This window comes from Micromonospora sp. NPDC126480 (genome assembly GCF_040302465.1).
In the GTDB taxonomy this organism is placed as follows: Bacteria; Actinomycetota; Actinomycetes; order Mycobacteriales; family Micromonosporaceae; genus Micromonospora.
Genome location: NZ_JBEORU010000003.1, coordinates 197,000 through 222,132, shown reverse-complemented (window position 1 = coordinate 222,132; position 25,133 = coordinate 197,000). Strand labels below are relative to the sequence as shown.

Annotated in this window: 25 protein-coding genes and 3 tRNA genes; 18 read left to right on the top strand and 10 right to left on the bottom strand. The window is 73.0% G+C overall.

Annotation, left to right across the window (positions count from 1 at the left end; translation table 11 throughout):
• Positions 1–203 precede the first annotated feature (203 nt).
• On the top strand, positions 204–1,802 hold the full coding sequence (serA, locus tag ABTW87_RS04330) for a phosphoglycerate dehydrogenase (RefSeq protein WP_350648387.1): 1,599 nt from the start codon (positions 204–206) through the stop codon (positions 1,800–1,802).
• Positions 1,803–1,866: 64 nt separating this feature from the next.
• Here the strand turns inward: serA and ABTW87_RS04325 are convergent, their stop codons facing one another.
• Together ABTW87_RS04325 and ABTW87_RS04320 are read right to left on the bottom strand one after the other, a co-directional pair.
• Entirely contained in the window at positions 1,867–2,223 is a 357-nt protein-coding gene (locus ABTW87_RS04325; protein WP_350648386.1) for a hypothetical protein, read from the bottom strand.
• A gap of 312 nt (positions 2,224–2,535) precedes the next feature.
• Positions 2,536–3,384 (bottom strand): FAD:protein FMN transferase, encoded by an 849-nt coding sequence (locus ABTW87_RS04320; protein WP_350648385.1) that lies wholly within the window; start codon positions 3,382–3,384, stop codon positions 2,536–2,538.
• A gap of 218 nt (positions 3,385–3,602) precedes the next feature.
• On the opposite strand from ABTW87_RS04320, the gene ABTW87_RS04315 reads away from it, so the two are divergent.
• The gene (locus ABTW87_RS04315; RefSeq protein ID WP_350648383.1) at positions 3,603–4,634 is read left to right on the top strand and encodes a 3-isopropylmalate dehydrogenase; all 1,032 of its coding nucleotides are present in this window, start codon (positions 3,603–3,605) and stop codon (positions 4,632–4,634) included.
• A 274-nt stretch (positions 4,635–4,908) separates the two neighbouring features.
• Positions 4,909–6,006, top strand: a complete 1,098-nt coding sequence (locus tag ABTW87_RS04310; RefSeq protein ID WP_350648382.1) for a branched-chain amino acid aminotransferase — start codon at positions 4,909–4,911, stop codon at positions 6,004–6,006.
• Positions 6,007–6,112: 106 nt separating this feature from the next.
• Here ABTW87_RS04310 and ABTW87_RS04305 read toward each other — a convergent pair whose 3' ends face one another.
• The 4 genes from ABTW87_RS04305 to ABTW87_RS04290 all read right to left on the bottom strand — a co-directional run bounded on the left by ABTW87_RS04305 (position 6,113) and on the right by ABTW87_RS04290 (position 8,591).
• Entirely contained in the window at positions 6,113–6,841 is a 729-nt protein-coding gene (locus ABTW87_RS04305) for a tyrosine-protein phosphatase (protein ID WP_350648380.1), read from the bottom strand.
• 57 nt (positions 6,842–6,898) lie between these two features.
• Positions 6,899–7,357, bottom strand: coding sequence for a PRC-barrel domain-containing protein (locus ABTW87_RS04300; RefSeq protein ID WP_350648378.1), 459 nt, complete (start codon positions 7,355–7,357; stop codon positions 6,899–6,901).
• Between the two features lie 140 nt (positions 7,358–7,497).
• Complete coding sequence (gene ahpD, locus ABTW87_RS04295; protein ID WP_350648376.1) at positions 7,498–8,028, bottom strand: alkylhydroperoxidase, AhpD family; 531 nt, start codon at positions 8,026–8,028, stop codon at positions 7,498–7,500.
• A gap of 2 nt (positions 8,029–8,030) precedes the next feature.
• Entirely contained in the window at positions 8,031–8,591 is a 561-nt protein-coding gene (locus ABTW87_RS04290) for a peroxiredoxin (protein WP_350648375.1), read from the bottom strand.
• Between the two features lie 337 nt (positions 8,592–8,928).
• On the opposite strand from ABTW87_RS04290, the gene cimA reads away from it, so the two are divergent.
• A complete protein-coding gene (cimA, locus tag ABTW87_RS04285) occupies positions 8,929–10,512 on the top strand; it encodes a citramalate synthase (RefSeq protein ID WP_350648373.1) in 1,584 nt (527 codons plus the stop codon).
• A 66-nt stretch (positions 10,513–10,578) separates the two neighbouring features.
• On the opposite strand, the gene ABTW87_RS04280 is transcribed toward cimA, so the two are convergent.
• Positions 10,579–11,562 carry an endonuclease/exonuclease/phosphatase family protein gene (locus ABTW87_RS04280; RefSeq protein WP_350648371.1) on the bottom strand — a complete coding sequence of 328 codons (984 nt, stop codon included), beginning with the start codon at positions 11,560–11,562 and terminating at the stop codon, positions 10,579–10,581.
• A gap of 336 nt (positions 11,563–11,898) precedes the next feature.
• Here ABTW87_RS04280 and ABTW87_RS04275 point away from each other — a divergent pair, with 336 nt between their 5' ends.
• The 7 genes from ABTW87_RS04275 (at position 11,899) to arfB (ending at position 17,516) form a co-directional block, all read left to right on the top strand.
• A complete protein-coding gene (locus ABTW87_RS04275) occupies positions 11,899–12,441 on the top strand; it encodes a hypothetical protein (protein ID WP_350648369.1) in 543 nt (180 codons plus the stop codon).
• Positions 12,442–12,609: 168 nt separating this feature from the next.
• Positions 12,610–13,659 (top strand): AAA family ATPase, encoded by a 1,050-nt coding sequence (locus tag ABTW87_RS04270; protein WP_350648368.1) that lies wholly within the window; start codon positions 12,610–12,612, stop codon positions 13,657–13,659.
• A gap of 26 nt (positions 13,660–13,685) precedes the next feature.
• A complete protein-coding gene (locus tag ABTW87_RS04265; RefSeq protein ID WP_350648366.1) occupies positions 13,686–14,672 on the top strand; it encodes a DUF58 domain-containing protein in 987 nt (328 codons plus the stop codon).
• On the top strand, positions 14,669–15,628 hold the full coding sequence (locus tag ABTW87_RS04260) for a VWA domain-containing protein (RefSeq protein ID WP_350648364.1): 960 nt from the start codon (positions 14,669–14,671) through the stop codon (positions 15,626–15,628). The genes ABTW87_RS04265 and ABTW87_RS04260 overlap by 4 nt, the downstream gene beginning before the upstream one ends.
• A gap of 68 nt (positions 15,629–15,696) precedes the next feature.
• A complete protein-coding gene (locus tag ABTW87_RS04255) occupies positions 15,697–16,560 on the top strand; it encodes a S1C family serine protease (protein ID WP_350648363.1) in 864 nt (287 codons plus the stop codon).
• A 110-nt stretch (positions 16,561–16,670) separates the two neighbouring features.
• Positions 16,671–16,961, top strand: a complete 291-nt coding sequence (locus tag ABTW87_RS04250; protein ID WP_350648362.1) for a hypothetical protein — start codon at positions 16,671–16,673, stop codon at positions 16,959–16,961.
• Between the two features lie 129 nt (positions 16,962–17,090).
• On the top strand, positions 17,091–17,516 hold the full coding sequence (gene arfB, locus ABTW87_RS04245; protein ID WP_350648360.1) for an alternative ribosome rescue aminoacyl-tRNA hydrolase ArfB: 426 nt from the start codon (positions 17,091–17,093) through the stop codon (positions 17,514–17,516).
• 21 nt (positions 17,517–17,537) lie between these two features.
• Here the strand turns inward: arfB and ABTW87_RS04240 are convergent, their stop codons facing one another.
• The gene (locus ABTW87_RS04240; RefSeq protein WP_350648358.1) at positions 17,538–18,407 is read right to left on the bottom strand and encodes a 3-methyladenine DNA glycosylase; all 870 of its coding nucleotides are present in this window, start codon (positions 18,405–18,407) and stop codon (positions 17,538–17,540) included.
• A gap of 34 nt (positions 18,408–18,441) precedes the next feature.
• Complete coding sequence (locus ABTW87_RS04235) at positions 18,442–19,845, bottom strand: hypothetical protein (RefSeq protein WP_502891521.1); 1,404 nt, start codon at positions 19,843–19,845, stop codon at positions 18,442–18,444.
• Between the two features lie 197 nt (positions 19,846–20,042).
• Between ABTW87_RS04235 and ABTW87_RS04230 the strand changes: the two genes are divergently transcribed.
• From ABTW87_RS04230 to ABTW87_RS04215, 4 genes are all read left to right on the top strand, one after another.
• Positions 20,043–20,846, top strand: coding sequence for a fumarylacetoacetate hydrolase family protein (locus ABTW87_RS04230; RefSeq protein ID WP_350648355.1), 804 nt, complete (start codon positions 20,043–20,045; stop codon positions 20,844–20,846).
• 108 nt (positions 20,847–20,954) lie between these two features.
• Positions 20,955–21,026, top strand: a tRNA-Gln gene (locus ABTW87_RS04225).
• 105 nt (positions 21,027–21,131) lie between these two features.
• Positions 21,132–21,204: transfer RNA gene (locus ABTW87_RS04220), tRNA-Glu, on the top strand.
• A 182-nt stretch (positions 21,205–21,386) separates the two neighbouring features.
• Positions 21,387–21,459, top strand: a tRNA-Glu gene (locus ABTW87_RS04215).
• Positions 21,460–21,534: 75 nt separating this feature from the next.
• Here ABTW87_RS04215 and ABTW87_RS04210 read toward each other — a convergent pair.
• On the bottom strand, positions 21,535–22,221 hold the full coding sequence (locus ABTW87_RS04210) for an IclR family transcriptional regulator (protein WP_130322559.1): 687 nt from the start codon (positions 22,219–22,221) through the stop codon (positions 21,535–21,537).
• Between the two features lie 49 nt (positions 22,222–22,270).
• Between ABTW87_RS04210 and leuC the strand changes: the two genes are divergently transcribed.
• The 3 genes from leuC to ABTW87_RS04195 all read left to right on the top strand — a co-directional run bounded on the left by leuC (position 22,271) and on the right by ABTW87_RS04195 (position 25,110).
• Positions 22,271–23,716 (top strand): 3-isopropylmalate dehydratase large subunit, encoded by a 1,446-nt coding sequence (gene leuC / locus ABTW87_RS04205; protein WP_350648353.1) that lies wholly within the window; start codon positions 22,271–22,273, stop codon positions 23,714–23,716.
• 15 nt (positions 23,717–23,731) lie between these two features.
• A complete protein-coding gene (gene leuD, locus ABTW87_RS04200; RefSeq protein WP_350648351.1) occupies positions 23,732–24,319 on the top strand; it encodes a 3-isopropylmalate dehydratase small subunit in 588 nt (195 codons plus the stop codon).
• Between the two features lie 173 nt (positions 24,320–24,492).
• Complete coding sequence (locus ABTW87_RS04195; RefSeq protein ID WP_350648349.1) at positions 24,493–25,110, top strand: HU family DNA-binding protein; 618 nt, start codon at positions 24,493–24,495, stop codon at positions 25,108–25,110.
• The last annotated feature ends 23 nt before the right edge of the window (positions 25,111–25,133 follow it).

The window sequence follows — 25,133 nt, the reverse complement described above, 5'->3', positions numbered from 1 at the left end:
TCGCGAGTCGCATCGTTCATCCGCACGTCATGTGCCGTTTGTGAGGGCACTCACCCCACGGTCCGCGACATGCCGGCCGGCCGGCCCCCTACGATCGCGGGTAGGTGCGTAGCCGGCACCTGACGGCAATGGCCCGGACAGGGCGGGGCGCAGTGCCGCCCCCCGCCGCCCGGCCGACCGCTCTGACGACACCTAGAGGACCGATGAATCCTGTCGTACTGATCGCCGAAGAACTCGCTCCCGCCGCCATCGAGGTGCTCGCCCACGACTTCGACGTCCGGCACGTGGACGGCACCGACCGACCGGCCCTGCTCTCGGCGCTCTCCGAGGCCGACGCCGTCATCGTGCGCAGTGCGACGCAGATCGACGCCGAGGCGATCGCGGCCGCGCCGCGCCTGAAGGTCGTCGCCCGGGCCGGCGTCGGCCTGGACAACGTCGAGGTGCCGGCGGCCACCGCCCGGGGCGTGATGGTCGTCAACGCGCCCACCTCGAACATCGTCTCGGCGGCCGAGCAGGCGGTCGCGCTGCTGCTCGCGGTCGCCCGCAACACCGCCAGCGCCAGCGCCGCGCTCAAGGCGGGGGAGTGGAAGCGGTCGAAGTACACCGGCGTGGAGATCCAGGGCAAGACCGTCGGCGTGGTCGGCCTCGGCCGCATCGGCGTTCTGTTCGCGCAGCGGATCGCCGCGTTCGGCACCCGGCTCATCGCGTACGACCCGTACATCCAGCCGGCCCGGGCGGCGCAGCTCGGCGTCCGTCTCGTCGGGCTGGAGGAGTTGCTGCGGGAGAGCGACTTCATCTCGATCCACCTGCCGAAGACGCCGGAGACGGTGGGTCTGATCGGCGAGAAGGAGCTGGCGGTCGTCAAGCCCGGCGTGCGGATCGTCAACGCCGCCCGTGGTGGCCTGATCGACGAGCAGGCGCTCGCGGACGCGATCGCCGAGGGGCGGGTCGCCGGCGCCGGCGTCGACGTGTATGCCAAGGAGCCCTGCACCTCCTCGCCGCTGTTCGCGTTCGACAACGTGGTGGCCACCCCGCACCTGGGTGCCTCCACCCACGAGGCGCAGGACAAGGCCGGTCTCGCCGTCGCCCGCAGCGTCAAGCTGGCACTCCAGGGCGAGTTCGTGCCGGACGCGGTGAACGTGCAGGCGGGCGGCGTGGTCGCCGAGGACGTCCGGCCGCTGCTGCCGCTGGCCGAGAAGCTGGGGCGGGCCTTCACCGCGGTGGCCGGCGGGATCGCCGCCAGCGTCACCGTCGAGGTCCGCGGCGAGATCGTCAGCAACGACGTCTCGGTGCTCAAGCTCGCGGCGACCAAGGGGCTGTTCAGCTCGGTCGTGGAGGAGCAGGTCACCTACGTCAACGCGCCGCACCTCGCCGCGGAGCGGGGCGTCGAGGTGTCGCTCGGCACGCAGCCGGAGACGGCCGACCACCCGGTGCTGGTCACCGTCCGCGGCGCCCTGCCCGACGGTCGCACGGTCAGCGTCTCCGGCACCGTGACCACGGCCGGCACCCGCGACATCATCAAGCTGACCGAGGTGGACGGCTTCGACGTGGAGATCGGCGCGGAGGGCATCCTCGTCTTCCTCCGCTACGCCGACCGTCCCGGCGTCGTCGGCACCGTCGGCACGCTGCTCGGCGAGGCCGGCATCAACATCGCCGCGATGCAGGTGGCGCGGCGGGAGGCCGGCGGCGAGACGCTTATGACGCTCACCGTCGACCAGGCGCTCGGCGCCGACCTGCTGACCTCGGCCGCCGACTCGATCGGCGCGACCTCGGCCAGCGCCGCCGACCTGCGCGACGAGTGACCGGTAGGCACGACGGCGGGGGGCCCGGCGGATCCGCCGGGCCCCTTCGTCGTCGCGTCGAGCCTCAGGTGTTGACGCGGGCGGGCGGCGGGTAGACCGACCCGTCCTGGGCGTCGAACAGCATCAGCCCGTGCTCGCCGGCCAGCCGTTCGATGTCCAGCAGCACCTGGTCCTCGCAGGTCGGGTGCAGGTTCAGCTCGACGTGGTCGCCGGCCGTGTGCAGCGGCGCCACCGCCCAAGGGGTCTCCGCGGGCGTCGGCCGGTCCGGGTACGCGGCGGTGATCGCCTGGTAGAACCCGACGACCCGGGGGTCGGGCTGGCGATCGGCGTGGTGCCCCTCCCGGCACCGCCGCACCGCTGTTCGCACGTCCTCGGGCGTCGCCCCGTCGGCCAGGGCCCACACGCTCAGATCGAAACTCACGGCGGACAGCGTGCCATCCGCCGTTCACGATGTCGAAACCACCCCGCCGCAGGCCAGCCGCATTCTTGTCGGGAGTCTCCCCAGTGGAGCCTCTTGCGTCGAGTTGCGTCGATTCGCTAGCGTACCGGTGCGGTCGCTGGCCGAGTCCGTGATGTGGGCCCGTCTTCGGGTGGCGGCGCCGACGTCCCGGCCCGACCGGCCCGCACCCCTCGGTTGCGCGAGCCACGCGCACTCGTCGCTGACCGGCCCTCACGGTCGTTGCCGAGATCGTGAGGGCCGATCACGGCCCTGGTGCCCCGCTGCCCGGCCGCCTCAGCGGCGGTCGGCGAGGAGGGCGTGATAGTCGGAGCCGTCGCGGAACCAGGCGAGCCCGACCGGGCCGGCGGCGTAGAGCGCGGTGGCGTAGGCGTCGGCGACGGCGAGGTCCGGCCCGACGACGGTGGCGGCGGCGAAGCGGTCGGCCGGCTCCCCGGTGTGCGGGTCCACCACGTGCCCCTGCCTCCCGGTCACCCCGGACGTGCCGACCGCGCCAGCGGTCATCTCCAGCACCAGCGGCGGCCGGCGCCGATCGGTGGGGTGGTGCACGGCCACCCGCCACGGGCCGCCGTGCGCCGCCTGGCCGCGTACGACGAGGTCGGCGCCGGTGAGCACGGCGTAGTCGTGGATGCCGGCGGCGCGCAACCGGGCCGCTGCCCGCTCCACCGCCCAGCCGCCGAGCAGGCCGCCCGGGTCGAAGCCGCCGGGCACGGCCCAGGCGTCGAACCAGCCGTCCGTCGCCGCCCGCATCGCGGCGCAGCGGTCCACCAGGTCGGCCAGCGGCGGGTACGACTCGGGGCCGATCTCACCGCGGCGCAGCCGGGAGACCAGGCTCTCCGGCCGGGCGGGCCCGTAGGTCAGGTCGATGGCGCGCAACTCCGCCACCGCGTCCCGCAGCGCCTCGCCGACGCCCCGGCGGCCGAGCCACTCCGGCGCGTTGAACAGCAGCGAGTACTCCGCGGTGGCGGTGCGGACGGTGTGCTGGACGACGATGCGGTCACCGGTCGCCGTGCCGATCCGGTCGATGCGGTGGTGGCGTGCACCCAGACGCAGGTCCGGGCGGGGCCGGGGCTGGAAGAGCGACGGGTCGATCCACCGGGTCCGTGGCTGCTCGTCGATCCGCATTCCTGCCCCCGTCCCTGGCACCCGGCTCCGCCCCGTCGCGGCACCGGTCGCGAGCCCGTGACCCGCCGGCCATCAGGCTAGGCAGCGCAGATGACCGCACCATGAATGTCACCTGGAAGCCTCCTGTGCATTCCGGTTTCCCGCATCGTGGAAGGTTCGTACCGGGAGACGGGACGGCGGCGTACCGTCGGTGCCTACGGCGAGGCGAGGGAGCGGACGTGGCACGGATCGCGGTGGTGGCCGGGGACGGCATCGGCCCCGAGGTGGTCGCACAGGCCCGCAAGGTCGTCGACGCGGTGCTCCCCGGCGTGGAGGCCACCGAGTACGACCTCGGCGCGGCACGCTACCACCGCACCGGCGAGGTGCTGCCCGACTCGGTGCTCGCCGAGCTGGCCGGCCACGACGCCATCCTGCTGGGCGCCGTCGGCGACCCGAGCGTCCCGCCCGGCGTGCTGGAGCGGGGCCTGCTGCTGAAGCTGCGCTTCGCCTTCGACCAGTACGTCAACCTGCGCCCCTCCCGGCTCTGGCCCGGCACGGCCGGCCCGCTCGGCGGCGTCAAGCCCGGCGAGGTCGACCTCGTCGTGGTCCGCGAGGGCACCGAGGGGCTGTACGCGGGCGCGGGCGGCTCGCTGCACCGGGGCACCCCCGCCGAGATCGCCACCGAGGAGAGTTTGAACACCCGGCACGGCGTCGAGCGGGTGATCCGGGACGCGTTCGCCCGGGCGCGGCGCCGCGAGCGGCGCAAGGTCACGCTCGTGCACAAGACGAACGTCCTCACCCACGCCGGCTCCCTGTGGGCCCGCGCCTTCGACGAGGTCGCCGCCGGGCACCCGGACGTGACGACGGAGTACCAGCACGTCGACGCCGCCGCGATGTTCCTGGTGACCCAGCCGCAGCGGTACGACGTGGTGGTCACCGACAACCTGTTCGGCGACATCCTCACCGACATCGCCGCCGCCGTCACCGGCGGCATCGGGCTGGCCGCCAGCGGCAGCATCAACCCCGACGGGACGTACCCGTCGATGTTCGAGCCGGTGCACGGCTCCGCGCCGGACATCGCCGGTCGTGGCGTGGCCGACCCGGTGGCGGCGGTGCTCTCCGCCGCGCTCCTGCTCGACCAACTCGGCCACGCCGAGGAGGCGTCCCGGATCACCGCCGCGGTCGCCGCCGAGCTGGCCGGTCGGACGCCCGGCGTCCCGGTACGCACCGAGGAGGTCGGCGACCGGCTGGCCGCGCACGCGGCCGGCTGAGCGACGCGTCCGGTCGCCGCGCCGTCTCCTTTCCCGCACCGCGGCCGGCCACCCGCCGGCCCGCGATCCCGGTACCCGGGCCGGACCCGCGCCCGTGACCACCGCTCGACCGGCACGCCCCGCGACCAGCGAAGGTGCCGGCGGCGGCCGTCGGGCGGCGCCCGCGCGCCCCGGCGGCGCTACCCGCTGAACGACCGTTCGGGGTAAGTTTCTCGCACCAGTTTCTTCGGCACGCGGCCCCGCGTGCCGTCGTTCCCGCAGGGAGGTCAGCGCGATGAGCGGTGGTGACAAGCTCGACTTCGAGATCCGTCCGAATCCCGCGCCGGTATCCACCGCCGACCGGGCCGCCCTGCTGGCCAACCCCGGCTTCGGGCGCGTCTTCACCGACCACATGGTCACCATCCGCTACGCCGACGGCAAGGGCTGGTACGACGCCCGGGTCGAGGCGCGGGCTCCGATCCCGATGGACCCGGCCGCCGCCGTCCTGCACTACGCGCAGGAGATCTTCGAGGGGATGAAGGCCTACCGGAGCGCGGACGGCGGCGTGACGATGTTCCGTCCGTACGCCAATGCCGCCCGGTTCGCGATGTCCGCGCGGCGGATGGCGATGCCCACGCTGCCCGAGGAGACCTTCGTCGACTCCCTGCAGCGACTGATCGAGATGGACCGGGAGTGGATCCCCGAGGGCGAGGACGGCAGCCTCTACCTGCGGCCGTTCATGTTCGCCAGCGAGGTGTTCCTCGGCGTCCGTCCCGCCAACGAGTACCTGTACGCGGTGATCGCGTCCCCGGTCGGGGCGTACTTCTCCGGCGGGGTGAAGCCGGTGACGGTGTGGGTCTCGCCGGACTACACCCGGGCCGCCCCCGGCGGCACGGGCGCCGCGAAGTGCGGCGGCAACTATGCCGCCTCGCTTGTCGCGCAGGCCGAGGCGATCGAGCACGGCTGCGACCAGGTCGTGTTCCTGGACGCGGTGGAGCGCCGGTTCGTCGACGAACTGGGCGGCATGAACGTGTTCTTCGTGTACGACGACGGAAGCGTGGTCACCCCGCCGCTCACCGGCACCATCCTGCCCGGCATCACCCGGGAGTCGGTGCTCGCGCTCGCCGCCGACGCCGGCCACCGGGTCGAGGAGCGGCCGGTGACGTTCGCCGACTGGCAGGCCGACGCGGCCAGCGGGCGGCTGCGCGAGGTCTTCGCCTGCGGCACCGCCGCCGTGGTCACGCCGATCGGCACGGTCCGCTTCCCGGACGGCGAGTTCCTGATCGGCGGCGGTGAGCCGGGCCGGGTCACCATGGCGCTGCGTCAGCAGCTGGTCGACCTTCAGCGCGGCAAGGCCGAGGACCGGCACAACTGGGTCCACCGCGTGCTGTGAAAGGAAGGGCCCCTTCTTAACGCCTGGCGTAGCGGAGGGGCCCCTTCTTAACAGCCGCCGCGCCACCGCGAGCGGCCGCGCGGGTCACCGTGTTCGGCCGCGCGGGTCACTCGAGCAGATGGTCGTGGAGAGCGGCCAGTTGGGCGTCGGTGACGCCGGCGTGGCGCAGGTACCCCTCGACCGAGCCGTAGCCCGCGCGCAGTTCGGCCAGGAACAGCAGCATCGCCTCTTCGGGGCAGGTCAGCGGCGGTAGCCCCGGCCGTATCTCCCTGCCGGTGGAGCGGAACCAGGCCAGGAACCGCTCGCCGGCCGCGGTGCTCAGCGCGTAGTCGGCCGCGATCTCGTCGTCCGGGACACCGAGCGCGGCGAGGGTGAGGCCGCAGACGATGCCGGTGCGGTCCTTCCCGGCCACACAGTGCACCACGACCGGGGCGTTCACCTCGTCGGCGATCAGCCCGATCGCCCGGCCCAGCCCGACCGTGCCGGTCCGCGCCATGTCGGCGTACCGGTCCGCGAGGTAGCGGGCCAGGTCGGCGTCGGGCCGGTACGGGGTCTCGTCCCACTCGGCGTGCTCCGGGTGGACGTGCTGCCAGGTCAGGCCGTCGAGGTCCGGCACGCGGCCGTCGCGCTCGACTTCGTACGGGCGGCGCAGGTCGAGCACGGTCCGGACGCCGAGCGCGGCGAACGCCTCCCGGTCCGTGCCGTCAAGTCGGTGTGGTGAGTCGGAGCGGAACAGGCGCCGCCGGCGGACCGTGCGCCCGCCGTGGCCGACCGGGCCACCGACATCGCGGAAGTTGAACAGGGTGGTGAAACGGGTCTCCTCGATGGCGTCCACCCTGACACGGTAACGGCCGGTGGGGCGGAGCCCCACCGGCCGTCAACAGGATCACCGTTACCGGGCGGTACCCGGCGGGATGGCCGAGTACGTGTCGCCGTAGTAACCACCGAGCTTGTCCCGGTAGGCCGGGTCGGTGTCCGCGGTCTCGTCGAACTCGGGCGCGGCCTTGATCTGGTCCTTGCTCCGGTCGACGTAGACCTTCCGCTCATCGTGGTCGACGTGGTTGACGGTGCCGGCAGGGATCATGACCTTCTTGCCGAAGATCCACGGACCGGTGTCGACCACGAGGTAACTGGAGTTGACCTCGTGGCTTGCCGAGTCCACCTTGCCGATGCTGCCGTCGGCCGCCTCGACCTTGTAGCCCACCAGGTCGACGCCGGTCACCCCGGCGTCGTCCCGGTACCGCCACGGGTCGAAGGTCCCCGCGGGCGCGTCGCCCGCGAAGGCTCCCTGACCACCGGCAACGAGCGGGTCCGGCGTCCCGTGGGTCGTTCGAGGGTCGAGCCGCTCCATGGCGTTTCATCTCCTCTACTCGACTGATCGGGGGTTGGTGCCTGTCAGCCTCGTGTTCTACCCGATGTCGAGATCGATACACCTGGCGTACGCGAGGAGGGGCCGGCCGGTGCGACCGGCCGACCCCTCGTCGACGGCGCTCAGGCCAGCGCGGCCTCGGCGTCCAGCGTGACCGCGGCGGCGTGCACGACGGCGGCGATGCGCAGCCCCTCGTGCACCTGCTCCCGGCTGAAGCCGGCCCCGCGCAGCGTCTTCTCGTGCGACTCGAGGCAGACGCCGCAGCCGGTGATCGCCGAGACGGCGAGGCACCACAGCTCGAAGTCGGCCTTGTCCACGCCCGGCCGGGCGATGATCTGCATCCGAAGCCGGGCCGGGACCGACTGGTACTGCTCGTCGCCGATCAGGTGCTTGGCCCGGTAGTAGACGTTGTTCATCGCCATGATCGCGGCGGCGCCCTTGGCCGCCTCGACCGCCGCGGGCGCGAGGTGCGCGGACGCCTCCTCGGCGACCTCGCGCAGCACAAGCGGGTTGCGTGCGGCGACCGCGCAGGCCAGGGCGGTGCCCCAGGCCTGCTCCGGCTTGAGCGTCGAGGTGCCGATGGTCGAGCCGAGGTTCAGCTTGATGTCCTTGGCGTACTCGGGAAGAGCCGCCTTGACCGTGTCCAGGCCCATGCTCAGGCCCCGGCGGCCGCGAGGAGCGCGGAGGCGTCGAGGGTCTCGCCGCCCTTGTTCCAGTTGCACGGACACAGCTCGTCGGTCTGCAGGGCGTCGAGCACCCGCAGCACCTCCGAGACGTTGCGGCCGACCGAGCCGGCGGTCACCATCGCGAACTGGATCTCGTTGTCCGGGTCGACGATGAAGGTCGCCCGCTGTGCCACGCCGTCCTCGCCGAGTACGCCGCAGGCCTCGCTCAGCTCGCGCTTGATGTCGCTCAGCATCGGGAACGGCAGGTCGCGCAGGTCCGGGTGGTCCTTGCGCCACGCGTAGTGGACGTACTCGTTGTCCACCGAGACGCCGAGAACCTGGACGTCCCGGTCGGCGAACTCGCCGTTGAGCCGGCCGAACTCGGCGATCTCCGTCGGGCAGATGAAGGTGAAGTCCTTCGGCCAGAAGAAGACCACCCGCCACTTGCCCTCGTGGGACTTGTGGTGGAGCGTCTCGAACGCCTTGTCGGCGTCGAGGGACACGCAGGCGGTGAGTTCGTACTCGGGGAAGCGGTCACCGACAGTGAGCACAGGTCCTCCTTGACGACGGCACGAGGCCGGTAACTGGATCGGTTCCAGATGCTTCCGTAGCGTCGTCTTCGCCGGAGAGCGGCCGGGTGGTTTGTGAAGCTGATCACCAACTGCCGGTTTCCGCCGAGGGCCGTACTCCGATCGGGTATGCGACGGTCCGTCACCGTCCCGGGATGTGGGTAGTGCCTCCCAGAACCGACCGCCGGGTGGCAGAGTGGCGACCGTGAGCAGCACCGTCCTGATTATTGGCACCTAGCGCGCCGGCCACCCCTCCGCCGAGCGCGCAGACCTCCCGCATCCCGCGGGGGGTCTTTTTGTTGGCTTAGAAAGGATCCCGATGACCTTCCAGGTCTACGACACGACCTTGCGCGACGGCGCCCAGCGCGAGGGGCTCAGCTACTCCGTGGTCGACAAGCTCGCGGTGGCCCGGCTGCTCGACGAGTTCGGCGTCGGCTTCATCGAGGGCGGATGGCCGGGCGCGGTGCCCAAGGACACCGAGTTCTTCCGCCGGGCGCGCACCGAGCTCGACCTCAGACACGCGGTGCTTGTGGCGTTCGGGTCCACCCGCCGCGCCGGCGTGGCGGTCGCCGACGACCCGCAGGTGCGCGGCCTCCTCGAGGCGGAGACACCCGCGGTCGCCCTGGTCGCCAAGGCCGACCTGCGCCACGTGGAACGGGCGTTGCGCACCACGGCGAAGGAGAACCTGGCGATGGTCCAGGACACCGTGGCGCACCTGGTGGCGCAGGGCCGGCGGGTGTTCGTCGACGGTGAGCACTTCTTCGACGGCTACCGGTACGACCCGGCGTACACGTCGGCGGTCGTCGAGACCGCGCTCGCCGCGGGCGCCGAGCGGTTCGTGCTCTGCGACACCAACGGCGGCATGCTCCCGTCCCAGGTCACCGCCGCGATCGAGGACCTGGCCGCCCGGCTCGGCGTCGCACCGGACCGGTTCGGCATGCACGGCCAGAACGACACCGCCTGTGCCGTGGCCAACACGATCGCCGCGGTGGAGGCGGGCGTGCGGCACGTCCAGGGCACCGCGAACGGGTACGGCGAGCGCCCCGGCAACGCCGACCTCTTCGCCATCGTGGCGAACCTCCAGCTCAAGCTCGGGCTGCCGGTCCTACCGGAGGGCTGCCTGGAGCAGATGGTGCGGGTTTCCCACGCCATCGCCGAGATCGCGAACATCGCCCCCGACACCCACCAGGCCTACGTCGGGGCGGCCGCCTTCGCTCACAAGGCGGGGCTGCACGCGAGCGCGATCAAGGTGGATCCGCTGCTCTACAACCACGTGGACCCACAGGTGGTGGGCAACGACATGCGGATCCTCGTCACCGAGATGGCCGGCCGGGCCAGTGTGGAGCTCAAGAGCCGCGAGCTCGGCCTGAACCTGGCCGGCCATCCGGAGACGCTGACCCGGGTCACCAACCGGGTGAAGGAACTGGAGGCCGGCGGCTGGTCGTTCGAGGCGGCGGACGCCTCGTTCGAGCTGCTGGTCCGCTCGGAACTGCCGGACTCGACGCCCGCGCGGCCGTTCGCGCTCGAGTCGTACCGCGTGCTGGTCGAGCACCGCGAGGACGGCGCGGTGGTCTCCGAGGCGACCGTCAAGATCCGGGTACGCGGCGAGCGCGTGATCGCCACCGCCGAGGGCAACGGCCCGGTCAACGCGCTCGACGAGGCGCTGCGCGTCGGCCTGGCCCGGCACTACCCGGAGCTGCGTGACTTCGAACTGGCCGACTACAAGGTCCGGATCCTGGAGGGCAGCCACGGCACCGGCGCGGTCACCCGGGTCCTGGTGGAGACGTCCGACGGGGCCGGCCGGGACTGGACCACGGTGGGCGTGCATCCCAACGTGGTGGAGGCGAGCTGGCACGCGCTTGTCGACGCCCTCACGTACGGGCTGGACCGGGCGCGGGTCTGAGCTGCGGCGAGCGGTCGTTAAGGGGGGCCCCTTTTACAACGCGAGGCGTTAAGAAGGGGCCCTTCCTTACCGCTCGGCCGGGAGGCGGAGGTCGGCGAGCACGGCGCGGTGGTCGCTGTCGGGGATCGCGTGCACGGAGACGGCCCGCACGGCGATCCGCCGGTCCACAAGCACGTGGTCGATGGTCACCGGTGGAATGGGGTCGCCGTCGTACGGCCCCCACGTACCGGTGAGCCCGGCACCCGCGGCGTCGGCCGCGTCGACGTACCCGGTGTCGAGCAGGGCCCGCAGCGGCGCGTGGTCGAGGGTGGCGTTGAAATCCCCGGCCAGGATGCTCAACTGGCCGTCCGGAGTGGCCGGCGGCTGGGCCGCCAGATCCGCGCGCCAGTGGCCGACCTGGTCCAGGGCGTACGGCGCCGAGGGGTGCGCCGACTCGACCCGGACCGGCGGCGCGCCGGGCACGGCGACGGTTCCGTACGCCTGGTCGAAGCCCCAGCCGCCCCGGTTGTGCCGGACCCCGCCCGAGCTGATCGGGTGACGTGCGTACAGTCCGGAGCCGACCGTGCCGTCGGCCGGGTGCAGTTCGCGGTGGGGGAGCAGCCGGTCGAGGCCCAGCCGGTCCAGCTCGGCCGCGATCTGCGGGGTGAACTCCTGCACGGTGAGCACGTCCACCCGGTGCCGCCGGACCAGGTCGACCAGGACCCGCGCGTCGGCGGTGCCGGCGAGCAGGTTGGCGGTCAGCAGCCGGGCCGCCGGGCCGTCGACGGGCGGAGCCGCCGAGCCGAATGCCCGTGGCACCACCACGGCGAGCAGCGCCACGGTCGTCGCGGCCGCGACCACCGCCGGCCACCGGCGCCGCAGCCCGAGCGCCAGCACCAGGGGGAGCAGGCTGCCCGCCGCCACGTACGGGGTGAACGCCAGCAGCTGCACGAGCGGCCCCCGGTCGAACCCGAGCAGCCGGACGAGCGCCCACGCGGCGGCCGGCGCGACGACCAGCCAGCAGCCGGCCGTGGCGGCCCGTCGCCGGCCCGCCCCGCTTGTCACGAGCACGGCAGAAGCTTAGCGGAGCGGCGGCCGGAAGTGATTCGTGAATGCGGAAGGGCTCGCATTTCACAATTGATTCCGGCCGCCCGTGAAGTGTGATCGACTATTGACGCCCGGCTTTTTATGATGCTACTTTCCACCTGGTTGGGACACCAAAACTCTACGTAGTAATCCCAGCTCGCAGGCGGTCAGAAGCGTTGAGCGGTCCACATTCGCGGTGCGCTCGGAAAGCTTGGTTCCGTAGCGAATGACGGTCGCCCGTACTGGCTGAAAAATTGTCAGCAGAACCGTCCCGCAATCCGGGTCGGTCGGAAGTCCACGGTCCAAAAAGGGAGCCTCGTCATGACCTCGATCCTCAGACGCAAGGCCGCGACGGTCGCCTTCGTCGTCCTGGCCCTCACCCTCGCCGGCGGCGGAATGGCCGTCGCGAAGCCGATCGCCCAGTCGCCCACCGAGGCGGTCCAGGCGGAACGGCAGCCGCGGGGCAACACGCAGCCGCCGGTGACCGCCGCGGAGCGGGTCGCGGCGCGGGCCGCCCTCGCCAAGGGCGAGGCCGGCATCGCCGCCGTGGGCACCCTGTACGCGGTCGTGGTCGAGCAGAACGCGGTGACCGGCGTGTGGCAGGTCACCCGCTCGTCCCACCCGGGCGTCACCGTCACCCAGGTCGGCGTCGGCTGGTACTCGGTGAACTTCCCGGTCAACGTCTCGACCGCCGTCTACCACGCCACGCTCGGCACGACCAACGCCTACCTCGTGCCGCCGACCGGCGAGGTCGCCGTGGCGCCCCGGCGTGACCTCGTCAACTCGGTCTTCGTGGCCACCCGCAATTCCGGAGGCGGCGCGCGGAGCCTGCCGTTCCACCTGGTGGTCCACCAGATCGTCTGACGAGCCCCCGCCCGACCGGCCCCCGGTGCCCCCGCCGCCCGGGGGCCGGTCCCCGGCCCGCACCGCCTGGGCGGCTTGTCCCGCTCCGAGCCGCGATCGTGCTGATTGGGCCTGCTCCGTGCGGTAATTCCGACGTTTGTCCGACCGCCGGCCCGGGAAGCAAGCACCGTGACGGACATCTCGGACACCCTGGCCAGCGTGCCCACCACGGTCGATCCCGACGCGACCGGCGACGAGCTGCAACAGACCCTCGCCGAGGTCAGACGCGTGATCGTCGGGCAGGACCGGCTCGTCGAGCGCCTGCTCACCGCTCTGCTCGCCAACGGCCACTGCCTCCTGGAGGGGGTGCCCGGCGTCGCCAAGACGCTTGCCGCGCAGACCCTCGCCACCGTCGTCGGCGGCAGCTTCTCCCGGATCCAGTTCACCCCCGACCTGGTCCCGTCCGACATCGTCGGCACCCGCATCTACCGCGCGTCCCGGGAGGCCTTCGACATCGAGCTCGGCCCGGTCATGGCCAACCTGGTCCTCGCCGACGAGATCAACCGGGCCCCGGCGAAGGTGCAGTCCGCCCTGCTCGAGGCCATGGCCGAACGGCAGGTGTCCATCGGCGGACGGAGCTGGGACGTACCGGCGCCGTTCCTGGTGCTGGCCACGCAGAACCCGATCGAGTCGGAGGGCGTCTACCAGCTACCGGAGGCCCAGCGCGACCGGTTCCTGATGAAGGTCGTCGTCGACTACCCGAGCGACGCCGACGAACTCGCCATCCTCTACCGGATGAGCGCCGACCGGCCGACCCCCCACCGGGTGCTCGACCCGCAACGGCTCCTCGACCTGCAGGCCCGGGCGTCCCGCGTCTTCGTGCACCACGCGCTCGCCGAGTACGTGGTCCGGCTCATCCTGTCCACGCGCGATCCCGGCCGGTTCGGTGTGCCCGACGTCGCGCCGCTGCTCGCGTACGGGGCGAGCCCGCGCGCCACGCTCGGGCTGGTCGCCGCCGCCCGGGCCCAGGCGCTGCTGCGCGGCCGGGAGTACGTGCTGCCCGAGGACGTCCGTGAGCTGGCGGTGGACGTGCTCGCCCACCGACTGGTGCTCTCCTTCGACGCGGTCGCCGACGGCGTGTCCGCCGAGTCGGTGGTCCGGCGTCTGGTCGACGCCGTTCCACCACCCCGGGTCGCCTCCGGTCAGCCCGAGCAAGCAGCCGACCTGGCGGCGGCATGAGGCGGTGGGGGAGGAACGCGGCGGTCGTGCCGCCGGATCCCGGCCTCGCCGACCTCGCCGGGGACCGGCGGCTGCGCCGGCTGGAACTGGCTGTGACGCGCCGGCTCGACGGCCTCCTGCAGGGCCAGTACCAGGGGTTGCTGCCCGGGCCGGGCAGCGAGCCGGCGGGCAGCCGCGAGTACCGGCCGGGGGAGGACGAGATCCGGCGGATGGACTGGGCGGTCACCGCCCGGACGACGGTGCCGCACGTCCGTGAGGTCGACGCCGACCGGGAACTGACCACGTGGCTGCTGGTCGACGCCAGCCCCAGCATGGAGTACGGCACGGCCGAGCTGGACAAGCGGGAACTCGCGGTGGCCGCCGTCGCGGCGGTCGGCTTCCTCACCGCCGGCGTGGGCAACCGCCTCGGCGCGCAGGTGCTCACCCCGACCGGGCTGCGCCGGTTCCCGCCCGGCAGCGGTCGTTCCCACCTGTTCGGTCTGCTCCGGACGCTGCTGGCGGCTCCGCGCCACGGGGCGTACGACGAGGACACCGCGCCGCTCGCCCCGCCCGACCTGGCCGAGGCGCTGGCCGCCGTGCACCGCGTCGCCACCCGCCGCGGGCTCGTCGTGGTGGTCTCGGACTTCCTCGACGGGCTCCCCGACGACCCGGGACGGGCCGCACCCTGGGAGCGGGCGCTGCGCCGGCTCGCCGTCCGCCATCAGGTGCTCGCGGTGGAGGTGACCGACCCGCGCGAGTGGGACCTGCCGGACGTCGGCCTGGTCACCCTTGTGGACCCGGAGAGCGGCCGGCGGCGCGAGGTCTGGACCGGCGACGTGCGGTTGCGGGAGCGGTACGCGGCCGCCGCAACGGCCCAGCGCGACCAGGTGCGCCAGGTGTTGCGGCGCAGCGGGGCGGCGCACCTGCCGCTGCGTACCGACCGGGACTGGGCCGCGGACATCGTGCGGCACGTCCACCAACAGCGCCGGCTGGCCGCCGCGCCGTCCGGGGCGGCCCGGGGAGGTGCCGCGTGATCTGGCTCTCGCCCGCCCGTCTGTGGCTGCTGCTCGGCGTTCTCGCCCTGGCTGCCGGCTACGTCCTGCTGCAGCGCCGCCGCAGCCGGTACGCGGTGCGCTTCACCAACCTGCGGCTGCTCGACCGGGTGGCTCCGCAGCGACCGGCCTGGCGGCGGCACGTGCCCGCCGGGCTGTTCCTCGCCATGCTGGCGTTGCTGGTGGTCGGGTTCGCCCGGCCGACGGCCGAGGTGCGGGTGCCCCGGGAACGGGCCACCGTGATGGTGGCCGTGGACGTCTCCACGTCGATGCTCGCCGGGGACGTGGAACCGGACCGGCTCACCGCCGCCAAGGACGCCGCCCGTCGCTTCGTCGACGGGCTGCCCGACGAGTTCAACGTCGGCCTGGTCGCGTTCGCCGGCAGCGCGGCGGTGCTGGTGCCGCCGGGTACCGACCGCGAGGCGTTGCACGACGGAATTGACCGGCTGGTCGAGGGCGCGACCGGGGTGCAGGGCACCGCGATCGGGGAGGCGATCAGCACGTCTCTCGGTGCGGTGCTGGCCCTCGACGGCGAGGCGGCGAAGGACCCGCCGCCGGCCCGGATCGTCCTGCTCTCCGACGGCGCCAACACCTCCGGCATGGACCCGATGGAGGCGGCGACCGACGCGGTGGCGATGGAGGTGCCGGTTCACACAATCGCCTTCGGCACCGCCTCCGGGTACGTGGACCGCGGCGGCCGGCCGATCCAGGTGCCGGTGGACGGGCAGACGCTCGACGCGGTCGCCCGGGAGACCGGCGGCCAGTTCCACGAAGCGGGCAGCGCCAAGGAGTTGCGCGCGGTGTACGAGGACATCGGCAGCTCGGTGGGTTACCGCACCGAGCGGCAGGACGTCGCGGCCCGGTTCATCGGCCTCGGTCTGGTGTTCGCGATGGGAGCGGCGGCCGGCTCGATGCGCTGGTTCTCCCGCCTGCCCTGATCCCGACCCGGACCCCGACCGCGGGGCCGGCCGGGATGCGGCCCGATCGACACGTGAGGAGCGTACGCATGGCAGTGCAGACCGGGCTCGGCGAGCCGCGCGGCCCGTGGTTCATCTCGCCCGAGCTGGGGCCGGACGGGCGGCCCCGCTGGGACGCGCCCGGCGCCGACCGGGAGGGTGCCGGACGCCGCTGGCACAACCGGCTGCTGGCCGGGCTGGCCGTCGTCGCCATCTCCAGCGCCTCCGGCGCCGCGGCGGGTGGCCTGGTGGCGAGCCGGGACGGTACCCCCGGACCGGCGGCGGCCTCGGCGGCGCCGGTGCCGGCCGAGCTGGTGACCGCCGCCGAGAAGACCGTTCCGGGTGTGGTGTCGGTGCTGGTGGGCGGTGCCGGCGGCGCCGCGGCGACCGGCTCCGGTTTCGCCGTCGACGACCAGCAGCACATCATCACCAACGACCACATCCTGGCGAAGGGCCGGAGCGGTTCGGTGACCGTGGAGCTGCCGGACGGGCGGCGGTTCGCCGCGGAGGTGGTCGGCCGGGAGCCCCGCAGCGATCTCGCCGTACTGCGGGTGCCGCCGTCGGCCGGCCTGTCGGCGTTGCCGCTGGCGAAGCCCGGGTCCACGCGGGTCGGCGAGCCGGTCCTGGCGGTGGGGTCGCCGCTCGGCCTCGCCGGCACCGTCACCGCCGGCATCGTGAGCGCTCTGGACCGGCAGGTGCGGCTTGGCGACAACCGGCACACGGCGGTCCAGACGGACGCCTCGATCAACCCGGGCAACTCCGGTGGCCCGCTGGTGAACGCCCGGGGCGAGGTCGTCGGCGTGAACACGGCGATCGCCACCATCGACGGGAACGGGTCGATCGGCATCGGCTTCGCCATCCCGATCGAGCAGGTCCAGCAGACCGCGGACACGATCATCGGCAAGGGCGGCTGAACTACCGACAGTGACTGACCGATTACGCAGGGAACGGGGTATGTGTCGGATTTCAGCGGAGGCATGATCGGGGCATGGAAATATTACGCTGAGTATGCATACTCGGCGGGGTGGAGCGTCCTCTCGTCGTGGTCCTCCTCCTGGTGGGCCTGGTCATCGGAACCGGTGTGGGGTCCTCGTACGCCCGAGCGCGGCGCGGGTGGAAGGACTACCAGACCGTGAAGAAGAGCGTGCCCGGAGCGCGCCGCACCGCGTGGCTGCTGATCCGGCTGGTCACCACCAAGGTGGGCGTGATCGCCCTGTTACTGGTCGGCGCCGTCGCGTACGCCGCCGTGGGCTCCGACGGCGAACCGGAGCGGGCCGGCCCGAGCCCGTCGGCGACGACCCCGGCCCCTCGCTGACTCCCCGCGCCGGCCGGTGGTCCCCGCAGGTTCGGGGAAACTGCTGCCTCCGCTGCTTCCGAGGCCGCACTTTCCCCGAAACTGCTTGCCTCCTGAGCCGCCGCCGGCCCCGGACGTTAGCCTCAGGGCATGGACGGTGGGTTGCGGGTGACCGACCGGTGGGTCGTCCCCGACGCCGAACTCCGGGAGCGGTTCTCCCGGTCGTCGGGCCCCGGCGGGCAGGGCGTCAACACGACCGACTCGCGGGTGGAGCTGAGCTTCGACCTGGCCGCCTCCCCCGGGATCCCGGACCGGCTCCGGGCCCGGGCCCTGGACCGCCTCGCCGGACGGCTCGTCGACGGGGTGCTGACCGTGACCGCCAGTGAGCACCGGGCGCAGCTCGCCAACCGCGAGGCGGCCCGGGAACGCCTGGCCGTGCTGCTCCGCGAGGCGATCGCCCCACCGCCCAAGCCCCGCCGCGCGACCCGGCCCTCCCGGGCGGCCAAGGAACGCCGCCTGGCCGAGAAGAAGCGACAGTCCCAGCGCAAGCGCGACCGCCGCGTCGACGGCGACTGACCGGCCCGCCGTGCACCCGCCCTACGGCAGGGCGTCGAGCAACCGCGCGCGCAACGCGGCGGCCCGCTCCGCGAAGCCACGCTGCGCGGTCGCGTACTCCGCCCGGCCCTCCGGGGTCTCCACCCGCACCGGCGGGTAGCCCAGGTCGGCGAGGTCGTAGGGGCTGGCCCGCATGTCCAGCGTGCGGATCTCTCTCGCCAGCTCGAAGCAGTCCGCCACGAGCTCGGACGCGACGAGCGGGGAGAGCTTGTACGACCACTTGTAAAGATCCATGTTGGCGTGCAGGCAGCCCGGCTGCTCCAGGTCGTGCTGGCCCTCACGGGTCGGGTTGAGGACGTTCAACGGCCGGGCCGGCGCGGTGAAGAACCGGTACGCGTCGAAGTGGCTGCACCGCACGCCGCGCTCCGCGACGACCGCGGCCGTGCGCTCCGGGCTCAGGCGCAGCGGCCAGGCGTTGTGCCGGACCTCCTCCTGGGTCTGCCGGTAGACCATCGCCCACTCGTGCATGCCGAAGCACCCGAACTGCGCCGGCCGGCCCGCCGTCGCCGCCAGCAGCCGCCGGATCCAGGCGATGGACTCGGCGCGCCGGGCGCGTACCCCCTCGGTGTCGAGGGTGACCCGGGCGGCGCCGGCACGGTAGTCCCGCCCGAACCCGGCCGGATCCGCGCCGCGCAGCACCACCCCGGCGCCCGGGTGCCAGCGGCGCAACTGCGCCGGCCGGTACGAGTAGTAGGTGAAGAGGAAATCCTCCACCGGGTGCTTCTCGCCGCGCCGGCGGCGCGCCAGGTGCGGGGCGAGCCAGCTGTCCACCCGCTGCTCGTGCGCCTGCCGCCGGGCCCGCCAGACCTCCGGATCGAGCACGGTCGTCGGTGGGGCGAGGGCGGCGGTCACGCCCCAAGGGTACGACCGCCGCCCGCGCGCCCGGTCAGGGCACGTCCACCCGTACGCCGGCGGAGAAGACCCCGCTGCGCAGCTCGAGCTGGGTCGGTGGCTCCTTGCCGTGCACCGTGAAGACCAGCGGCAGCACCATCCGGCTGCCGCCCGCCATCGGCTGCGCGAACACGTCCCGTCCCTGGTTCGCCCGCCGGGTCGCCTGCTCGTCGGTGCTGACGAAGTTGCCGTCGGCGAGGTACGCGCGCTGGAGGCGTCCGTGCCAGCTCTGCTGCTCCGGCGTGAGGTTGCGCACCCCGACGGTCGCCGCGCACTGCCGCGCGCCCCGGCCCGGCTCGCACGCCACGCGGTACACGGTGAACTCGAACGCCGCCTCGCGCAGCGGCTCACCGACACCGCCGATGACCCCGCCGCCGACCCAGGCGCCACTGGTGGGCCGGGAGTCGGTGTCGACACCGGCGACCTTGCGGGTGGCCGTCCAGGCGGCCGTGCCCACCGTGCTGGCCAGCACCACCACGGCGACCGGAACGATCAGCCAGGTCGAGGGCCGGCGGCGGCGTGGCGGGACCCCGGGTACCGCGGGTCGCGGGTAGAGGGTGCCCCGGCCACCCGGGTCGGCGGCCAGCGGACGGGGCCGGCGCCGGTGCCGCCAGGCCCAGAGGCCGCCGGCCGCGATCGCGGCGACCCCGCCGAGGCCGGCCAGCAGGGCGGCCGGTCGCCGCCACACCGGCGGCTCCTCCGCCCGGGCGGTGGGTGCGGCGGCGGCCTGCCAGGTCGCCGTCGCACAGTCGTACGGGCGGTCGCCGTCGGTGGCGAAGGCGCAGGCGGGTGCGGTCAGCGGCCGCCCGGGCGCGGCGGTGATCGCGGTACCCAGGGTGGTGGTGCTGCGGGCCGGCAGCCGCAGGTTCCACGTCACCTCGGTCACGTCCTGGCCCCCGGCGCGGCTGGCCCGGCCACCATCGGTGATCGCGGTCGGCGACGTACCCGGGGGCAGCTCCTGGCGGACGGTGGTGGACACCGGCCGGTTGCCGTCGTTGCGGACCTGGATCCGGTACCGGGGCGCGGGCGTGTTCTCCGGCGCGACCCGTACCGAGACCGGTGGCTTCGGCGGCGGGACGGCCGCCCGGGTCGGGGTCGGCAGCGCCGGCGGCGCCGCCGGCCGGCCCGGCTCCTCGCTCGCCCCGGCGGACGGTCCCGGGGTGGCCGCCGGCGCTGCCGCCAGGTGCGGCGCGGGCGCCGGATGACGCGCGGCGACCGGCCGGGCGCCGGCCGCCGGGTTCCCGGCAGGTGGCTGCGCGACGGCCGGCTGGGTGGCGGCCGGTGGCTGCGCGGCGGCCGGGTCGGGCGCCGCCGTGGGCAGCGCCGGCACGGCGGCGAGGACGCCGAGGCAGTGGACGAGCACTGCGAGGGCTCTGTGGTGTCGTGTCGATGCAGGCATACGAACGAACCTCCGGAGCCGACGCTAGGTGCGGCGTCACGCCGAGCGGGTACGAAGTGGCGAATCCCGCCCCGCCGGAGCGGTGATGGCGTAGAGTGCCGACTCCCCGGTACGCCGGCGGCGCCGTCTCGGGGTACCGCGCGGCGCGGCGTCCGGCCAGCGGTCGTGCTCCGCCGGTCCGGGGATAGATTGGCCGGGTGCGTATCGCTCGTTTCGCTCATGCCAAGGGAATGTCGTTCGGGGTCGTCGAGGGGGAGCTGGCGGCGGGCCCGCAGGGCCTGACCATCGCCGAGATCGAGGGGCACCCGTTCGGGCAGATCTCGTTCTCCGGCGCGCGCTGGGCCCTGTCCGACGTCCGTCTGCTCTCGCCGATCCTGCCCAGCAAGGTGGTCTGCGTCGGCCGCAACTACGCCGAGCACGCCGCCGAACACGGCAGCGAGGTGCCGAAGGAGCCGCTGCTCTTTCTCAAGCCGTCCACCTCGGTGATCGGGCCGCGGGACGCGATCCGGCTGCCGGTCTTCTCGAAGCAGGTCGAGCACGAGGCCGAGCTCGCCGTGGTGATCGGCGCGCCCGGCGCCCGCCGTGCCGACCGGGCCGCCGCGGAACGCGCCGTCTTCGGCTACACCTGCGCGAACGACGTCACCGCACGGGACCTGCAGCGGGCGGACGGGCAGTGGACCCGGGCCAAGGGCTTCGACTCGTTCTGCCCCATCGGCCCCTGGATCACCACCGGTCTCGACGTCACCGACCTGGAGGTCCGGTGCGAGGTGGGTCGCGGCCCGGACGAGATGGAGGTCCGACAGCTCGGGCGTACCCGGGACATGGTGTTCGACGTGCCGGCCCTGGTGTCGTACGTCTCTCACGTGATGACGCTGCTTCCCGGTGACGTCATCCTGACCGGCACGCCGGCCGGGGTTAGCCCGCTCGTGGACGGGGATACGGTCACCGTGCGGATCGAGGGGATCGGCGAGCTGACCAACCCGGTCGTGCCGGTGGCCTGATCCTCCTCGCGTGGCCCGTATCCGCAGCTCACCGGCGGTGTGCGGGGCTCGATTTGGCCTCGTGGCGCAGGGAAGGTATGGTTTGTACCCGGTGCCGCGAGGTGCCGATGGGGTATGGGGTAATTGGCAGCCCGACTGATTCTGGTTCAGTTAGTCTAGGTTCGAGTCCTGGTACCCCAGCGCAGTCGCGATTCGACGAGAATCGCGGTCGCTGGATTCTGACGGAGGTCCGTTCCTCTGATAGAGTCCGCCTTCCCGTCCGCGAGGGCGGGAGCAGCAGGTTCTGGCCCCGTCGTCTAGCGGCCCAGGACGCCGCCCTCTCAAGGCGGTAGCGCCGGTTCGAATCCGGTCGGGGCTACAGCACTGACAGCCCGTCCCACAGGTTGGGGCGGGCTTCGTCGTTTTCGTGGCCGGCCGGGTCACCCGTGGTGGGCCCTGCCGACGGCGTCGGGGCCACGCACCCCCGCGTTGGCCCGCCGGTCCGGTGCCGCTAGACTACTGCCGCACCGCCCGACCGGGCGGTGTAGCAGGAAAGTTCCTGGCCCCGTCGTCTAGCGGCCCAGGACGCCGCCCTCTCAAGGCGGTAGCGCCGGTTCGAATCCGGTCGGGGCTACAACCCGAGTGGGCCCCTCTCGCGCCGCGAGAGGGGCCCACTTTTCACATCCGGGATCGGGGCGAGCCGGCGGGGTCACAGGCCGCTGAGGCGCTGACCGGCCCGCACCACCGCCATGGCGTGGCGCTCGCCCGGGCGGCGGCCCAGGCGCTCGATCGGGCCGCTGATGCTGATCGCCGCGATCACGCGACCGGTGCGGTCACGGATGGGTGCCGAGACGCTCGCCACTCCGGCCTCCCGCTCGGCCACGCTCTGCGACCAGCCGCGCCGGCGGACCTCCGCCAGGGTGCGGCCGGTGAACTTGGACCGGGGCAGCAGGGGCATGACCGCCTCCGGCGGCTCCCAGGCGAGCAGGATCTGCGCCGCGGAGCCGGCCGTCATGGGCAGCACCGACCCGACCGGCACCGTGTCGCGCAGCCCGCTGGCCCGCTCGGCGGCGGCCACACAGATGCGCTCGTCGGCGCGGCGCAGGTAGAGCTGCGCGCTCTCGCCGGTGGCGTCGCGGAGGGCGGCGAGCAGCGGCTCGGCCGCGGTCAGGAGCACGTCGGGGGCCGCGTTCGCCAGTTCGCCCAGTCGCGGGCCGGGACGCCACCGACCCTGCGTGTCGCGTACCAGCATCCGGTGGATCTCCAGTGCCTGTGCCAGCCGGTGCGCCGTTGCCCGGGGCAGCTTCGTGCGTTCAACGAGTTCGGCCAGGCTGGCGCCGTCGACGCAGGCGGCCAGGATGACCACCGCCTTGTCGAGAACGCCGACACCGCTCATACTGTGTCCCACAAGCCGAAACATACCTCCCAGAATTTAGGAAGTCCAGATGGTGGGAGTCACTCCTGAACCGAGGACCCTGGCCGAGAAGGTCTGGGACGCGCACGTCGTACGGTCCGCCGCGGGCGAGCCCGATCTGCTCTTCATCGACCTGCACCTGCTGCACGAGGTGACGAGCCCCCAGGCGTTCGACGGGCTGCGCCTCGCCGGCCGCCGGGTCCGCCGCACCGACCTGACGATCGCGACCGAGGACCACAACACCCCGACCGGGTACGCCGACCCGTCGTTCCGGTCCCGCCGCGGCGACCTCCTCACCATCGCCGACCCGACCTCGCGTACGCAGATCGAGACGCTGCGCCGCAACTGCGCCGAGTTCGGTGTGAAGCTGCACCCGCTGGGTGACGAGAACCAGGGCATCGTGCACGTCATCGGCCCGCAGTTGGGCCTCACCCAGCCCGGCATGACGATCGTCTGCGGCGACTCGCACACGGCCACCCACGGCGCGTTCGGTGCCCTGGCGTTCGGCATCGGCACCAGCGAGGTCGAGCACGTGCTCGCCACCCAGACGCTGCCGCAGGCGCGGCCGAGGACGATGGCGGTGAACGTCGTCGGCGACCTGGCCCCGGGCGTCACCGCCAAGGACCTGGTGCTCGCGCTGATCGCCCAGGTGGGGACCGGCGGCGGGCGCGGCCACATCGTCGAGTACCGCGGCGAGGCGATCCGGAACCTCTCCATGGAGGGCCGGATGACCATCGCCAACATGTCCATCGAGTGGGGCGCCAAGGCCGGCATGATCGCCCCGGACGAGACCACCTTCGCTTACCTCAAGGGGCGACCCAACGCCCCGACCGGCGCCGACTGGGACGCGGCGCTCGCGTACTGGCGGACCCTGCCCACCGACGAGGGCGCGACCTTCGACTCCACGGTGACGCTCGACGCCAGCCGGATCACGCCGTTCGTGACCTGGGGCACCAACCCGGGCCAGGGTGCCCCGCTGGACGCGTCCGTACCGGACCCGGAGGAGTTCGTCACCGAGCCGGAGCGGGCCGCCGCGCGCCGGGCGCTGGAGTACATGGACCTCGCCCCCGGCACCCCGCTGCGTGACCTGGCGGTCGACGTGGTCTTCGTCGGCTCCTGCACCAACGGGCGGATCGAGGACCTGCGGGCCGCCGCCGACGTGCTGCGCGGGCACCGGGTGGCCGATGGCGTACGGATGCTTGTGGTGCCCGGCTCCGCCGCCGTCCGGGAGGTCGCCGAGGCCGAAGGACTGGACAAGATCTTCACCGACGCCGGCGCCGAGTGGCGCTTCGCGGGCTGCTCGATGTGCCTGGGCATGAACCCGGACACGCTCTCCCCCGGGCAGCGCGCCGCCTCGACGTCCAACCGCAACTTCGAGGGCCGCCAGGGCCGGGGTGGACGTACCCACCTGGTCTCCCCGCCGGTCGCCGCCGCCAGCGCGGTGGCGGGCCGGCTGGCCGCTCCCGCCGACCTGTAGAAGGGGACACCGCTGATGGAGAGGTTCACCACCCACACCGGCACGGCCGTGCCGCTGCGCCGTTCCAATGTGGACACAGATCAGATCATTCCCGCCGTGTACCTCAAGCGGGTGACCCGAACGGGTTTCGCGGACGGCTTGTTCAGCGCGTGGCGGGAGGACCCGGAATTCGTCCTCAACGATCATTCCTATTCAGGGGCGTCGATTCTCGTGGCCGGGCCGGAGTTCGGCACCGGCTCGTCCCGGGAGCACGCCGTGTGGGCCCTGCGGGACTGGGGGTTCCGGGCGGTCATCGCCCCGCGTTTCGGTGACATCTTCCGGGGCAACGCCCTCAAGGAGGGTCTGCTGCCGGTCGAGCTGGAATTGAAAGCCGTCGAGGAGATCTGGGCCCGCGTCGAGGCCGACCCGACCACTCCGGTCACCGTCGACCTGGCCGCCCGCCAGGTCCGCCTCGATGACGCAACCTGGTCGTTCCCCCTTGACGACTTCAGCCGCTGGCGGCTGATGGAGGGCTTGGACGACATTGGACTCACCCTCCGCCGCGAGGCCGAGATCAGCGACTTCGAGGCGTCCCGGCCGTCGTTCCTGCCGACCGTGGCATAGCCGAACACGCCGTACCCACACGGATTGTCGCCCCCGCCGGTCCCACCGGCGGGGGCGAATCCGTTGCGACACAAGGGCTTTTTTCCTCCGAATGTTTGTGTAGCGGCAGCACAGGGCATACCGTGCGCGCAGAATGGCTCGCGTCGAGTCAGTTGCACATTCGGGAGGAAGTCGTGAACAAGGCCGAGCTCATCGAGGCGCTCGCCGTTCGCCTGGGGGACCGGAAGACGGCGACGGCCGCTCTCGACGCGGTCCTCGCTGAGGTCCAGGCGGCGGTCACCAAGGGCGAGAAGGTGGCGATCACGGGATTCGGAGCGTTCGAGAAGCGCGTCCGAGGGGCCCGAACAGCGCGCAATCCGCGGACCGGAGAGACGGTGAAGGTCAAGAAGACCTCCGTCCCGACCTTCCGCGCCGGCGCCGGGTTCAAGGAGATGGTGGCCAGCGGCAAGGTGCCGAAGGCCACGGCGGCGGCGAAGAAGACCACCGCCGCCGCCGCGAAGGCGGCCGGAACGAAGGCGGCCGGAACGAAGGCGGCCGGTACGAAGGCCACCGGTGCCGCGGCCAAGAAGACCGCGGCGGCGAAGGCGACGAAGAGCACCGCGACCAAGACCGCCGCGGCGAAGAAGACCACGGCGAAGAAGACCACGACCAAGGCCGCACCGGCGAAGAAGAGCGCCGCGGCGAAGAAGACCGCGGCGAAGAAGACCACCGCCGCGGCCAGCAGGAGCGCGGCGGCCAAGAAGGCCCCTGCGAAGAAGACCGCCGCCAAGAAGACGGCGACACGGCGCTGATCCGGCCGTACGGAGGGCGTCCA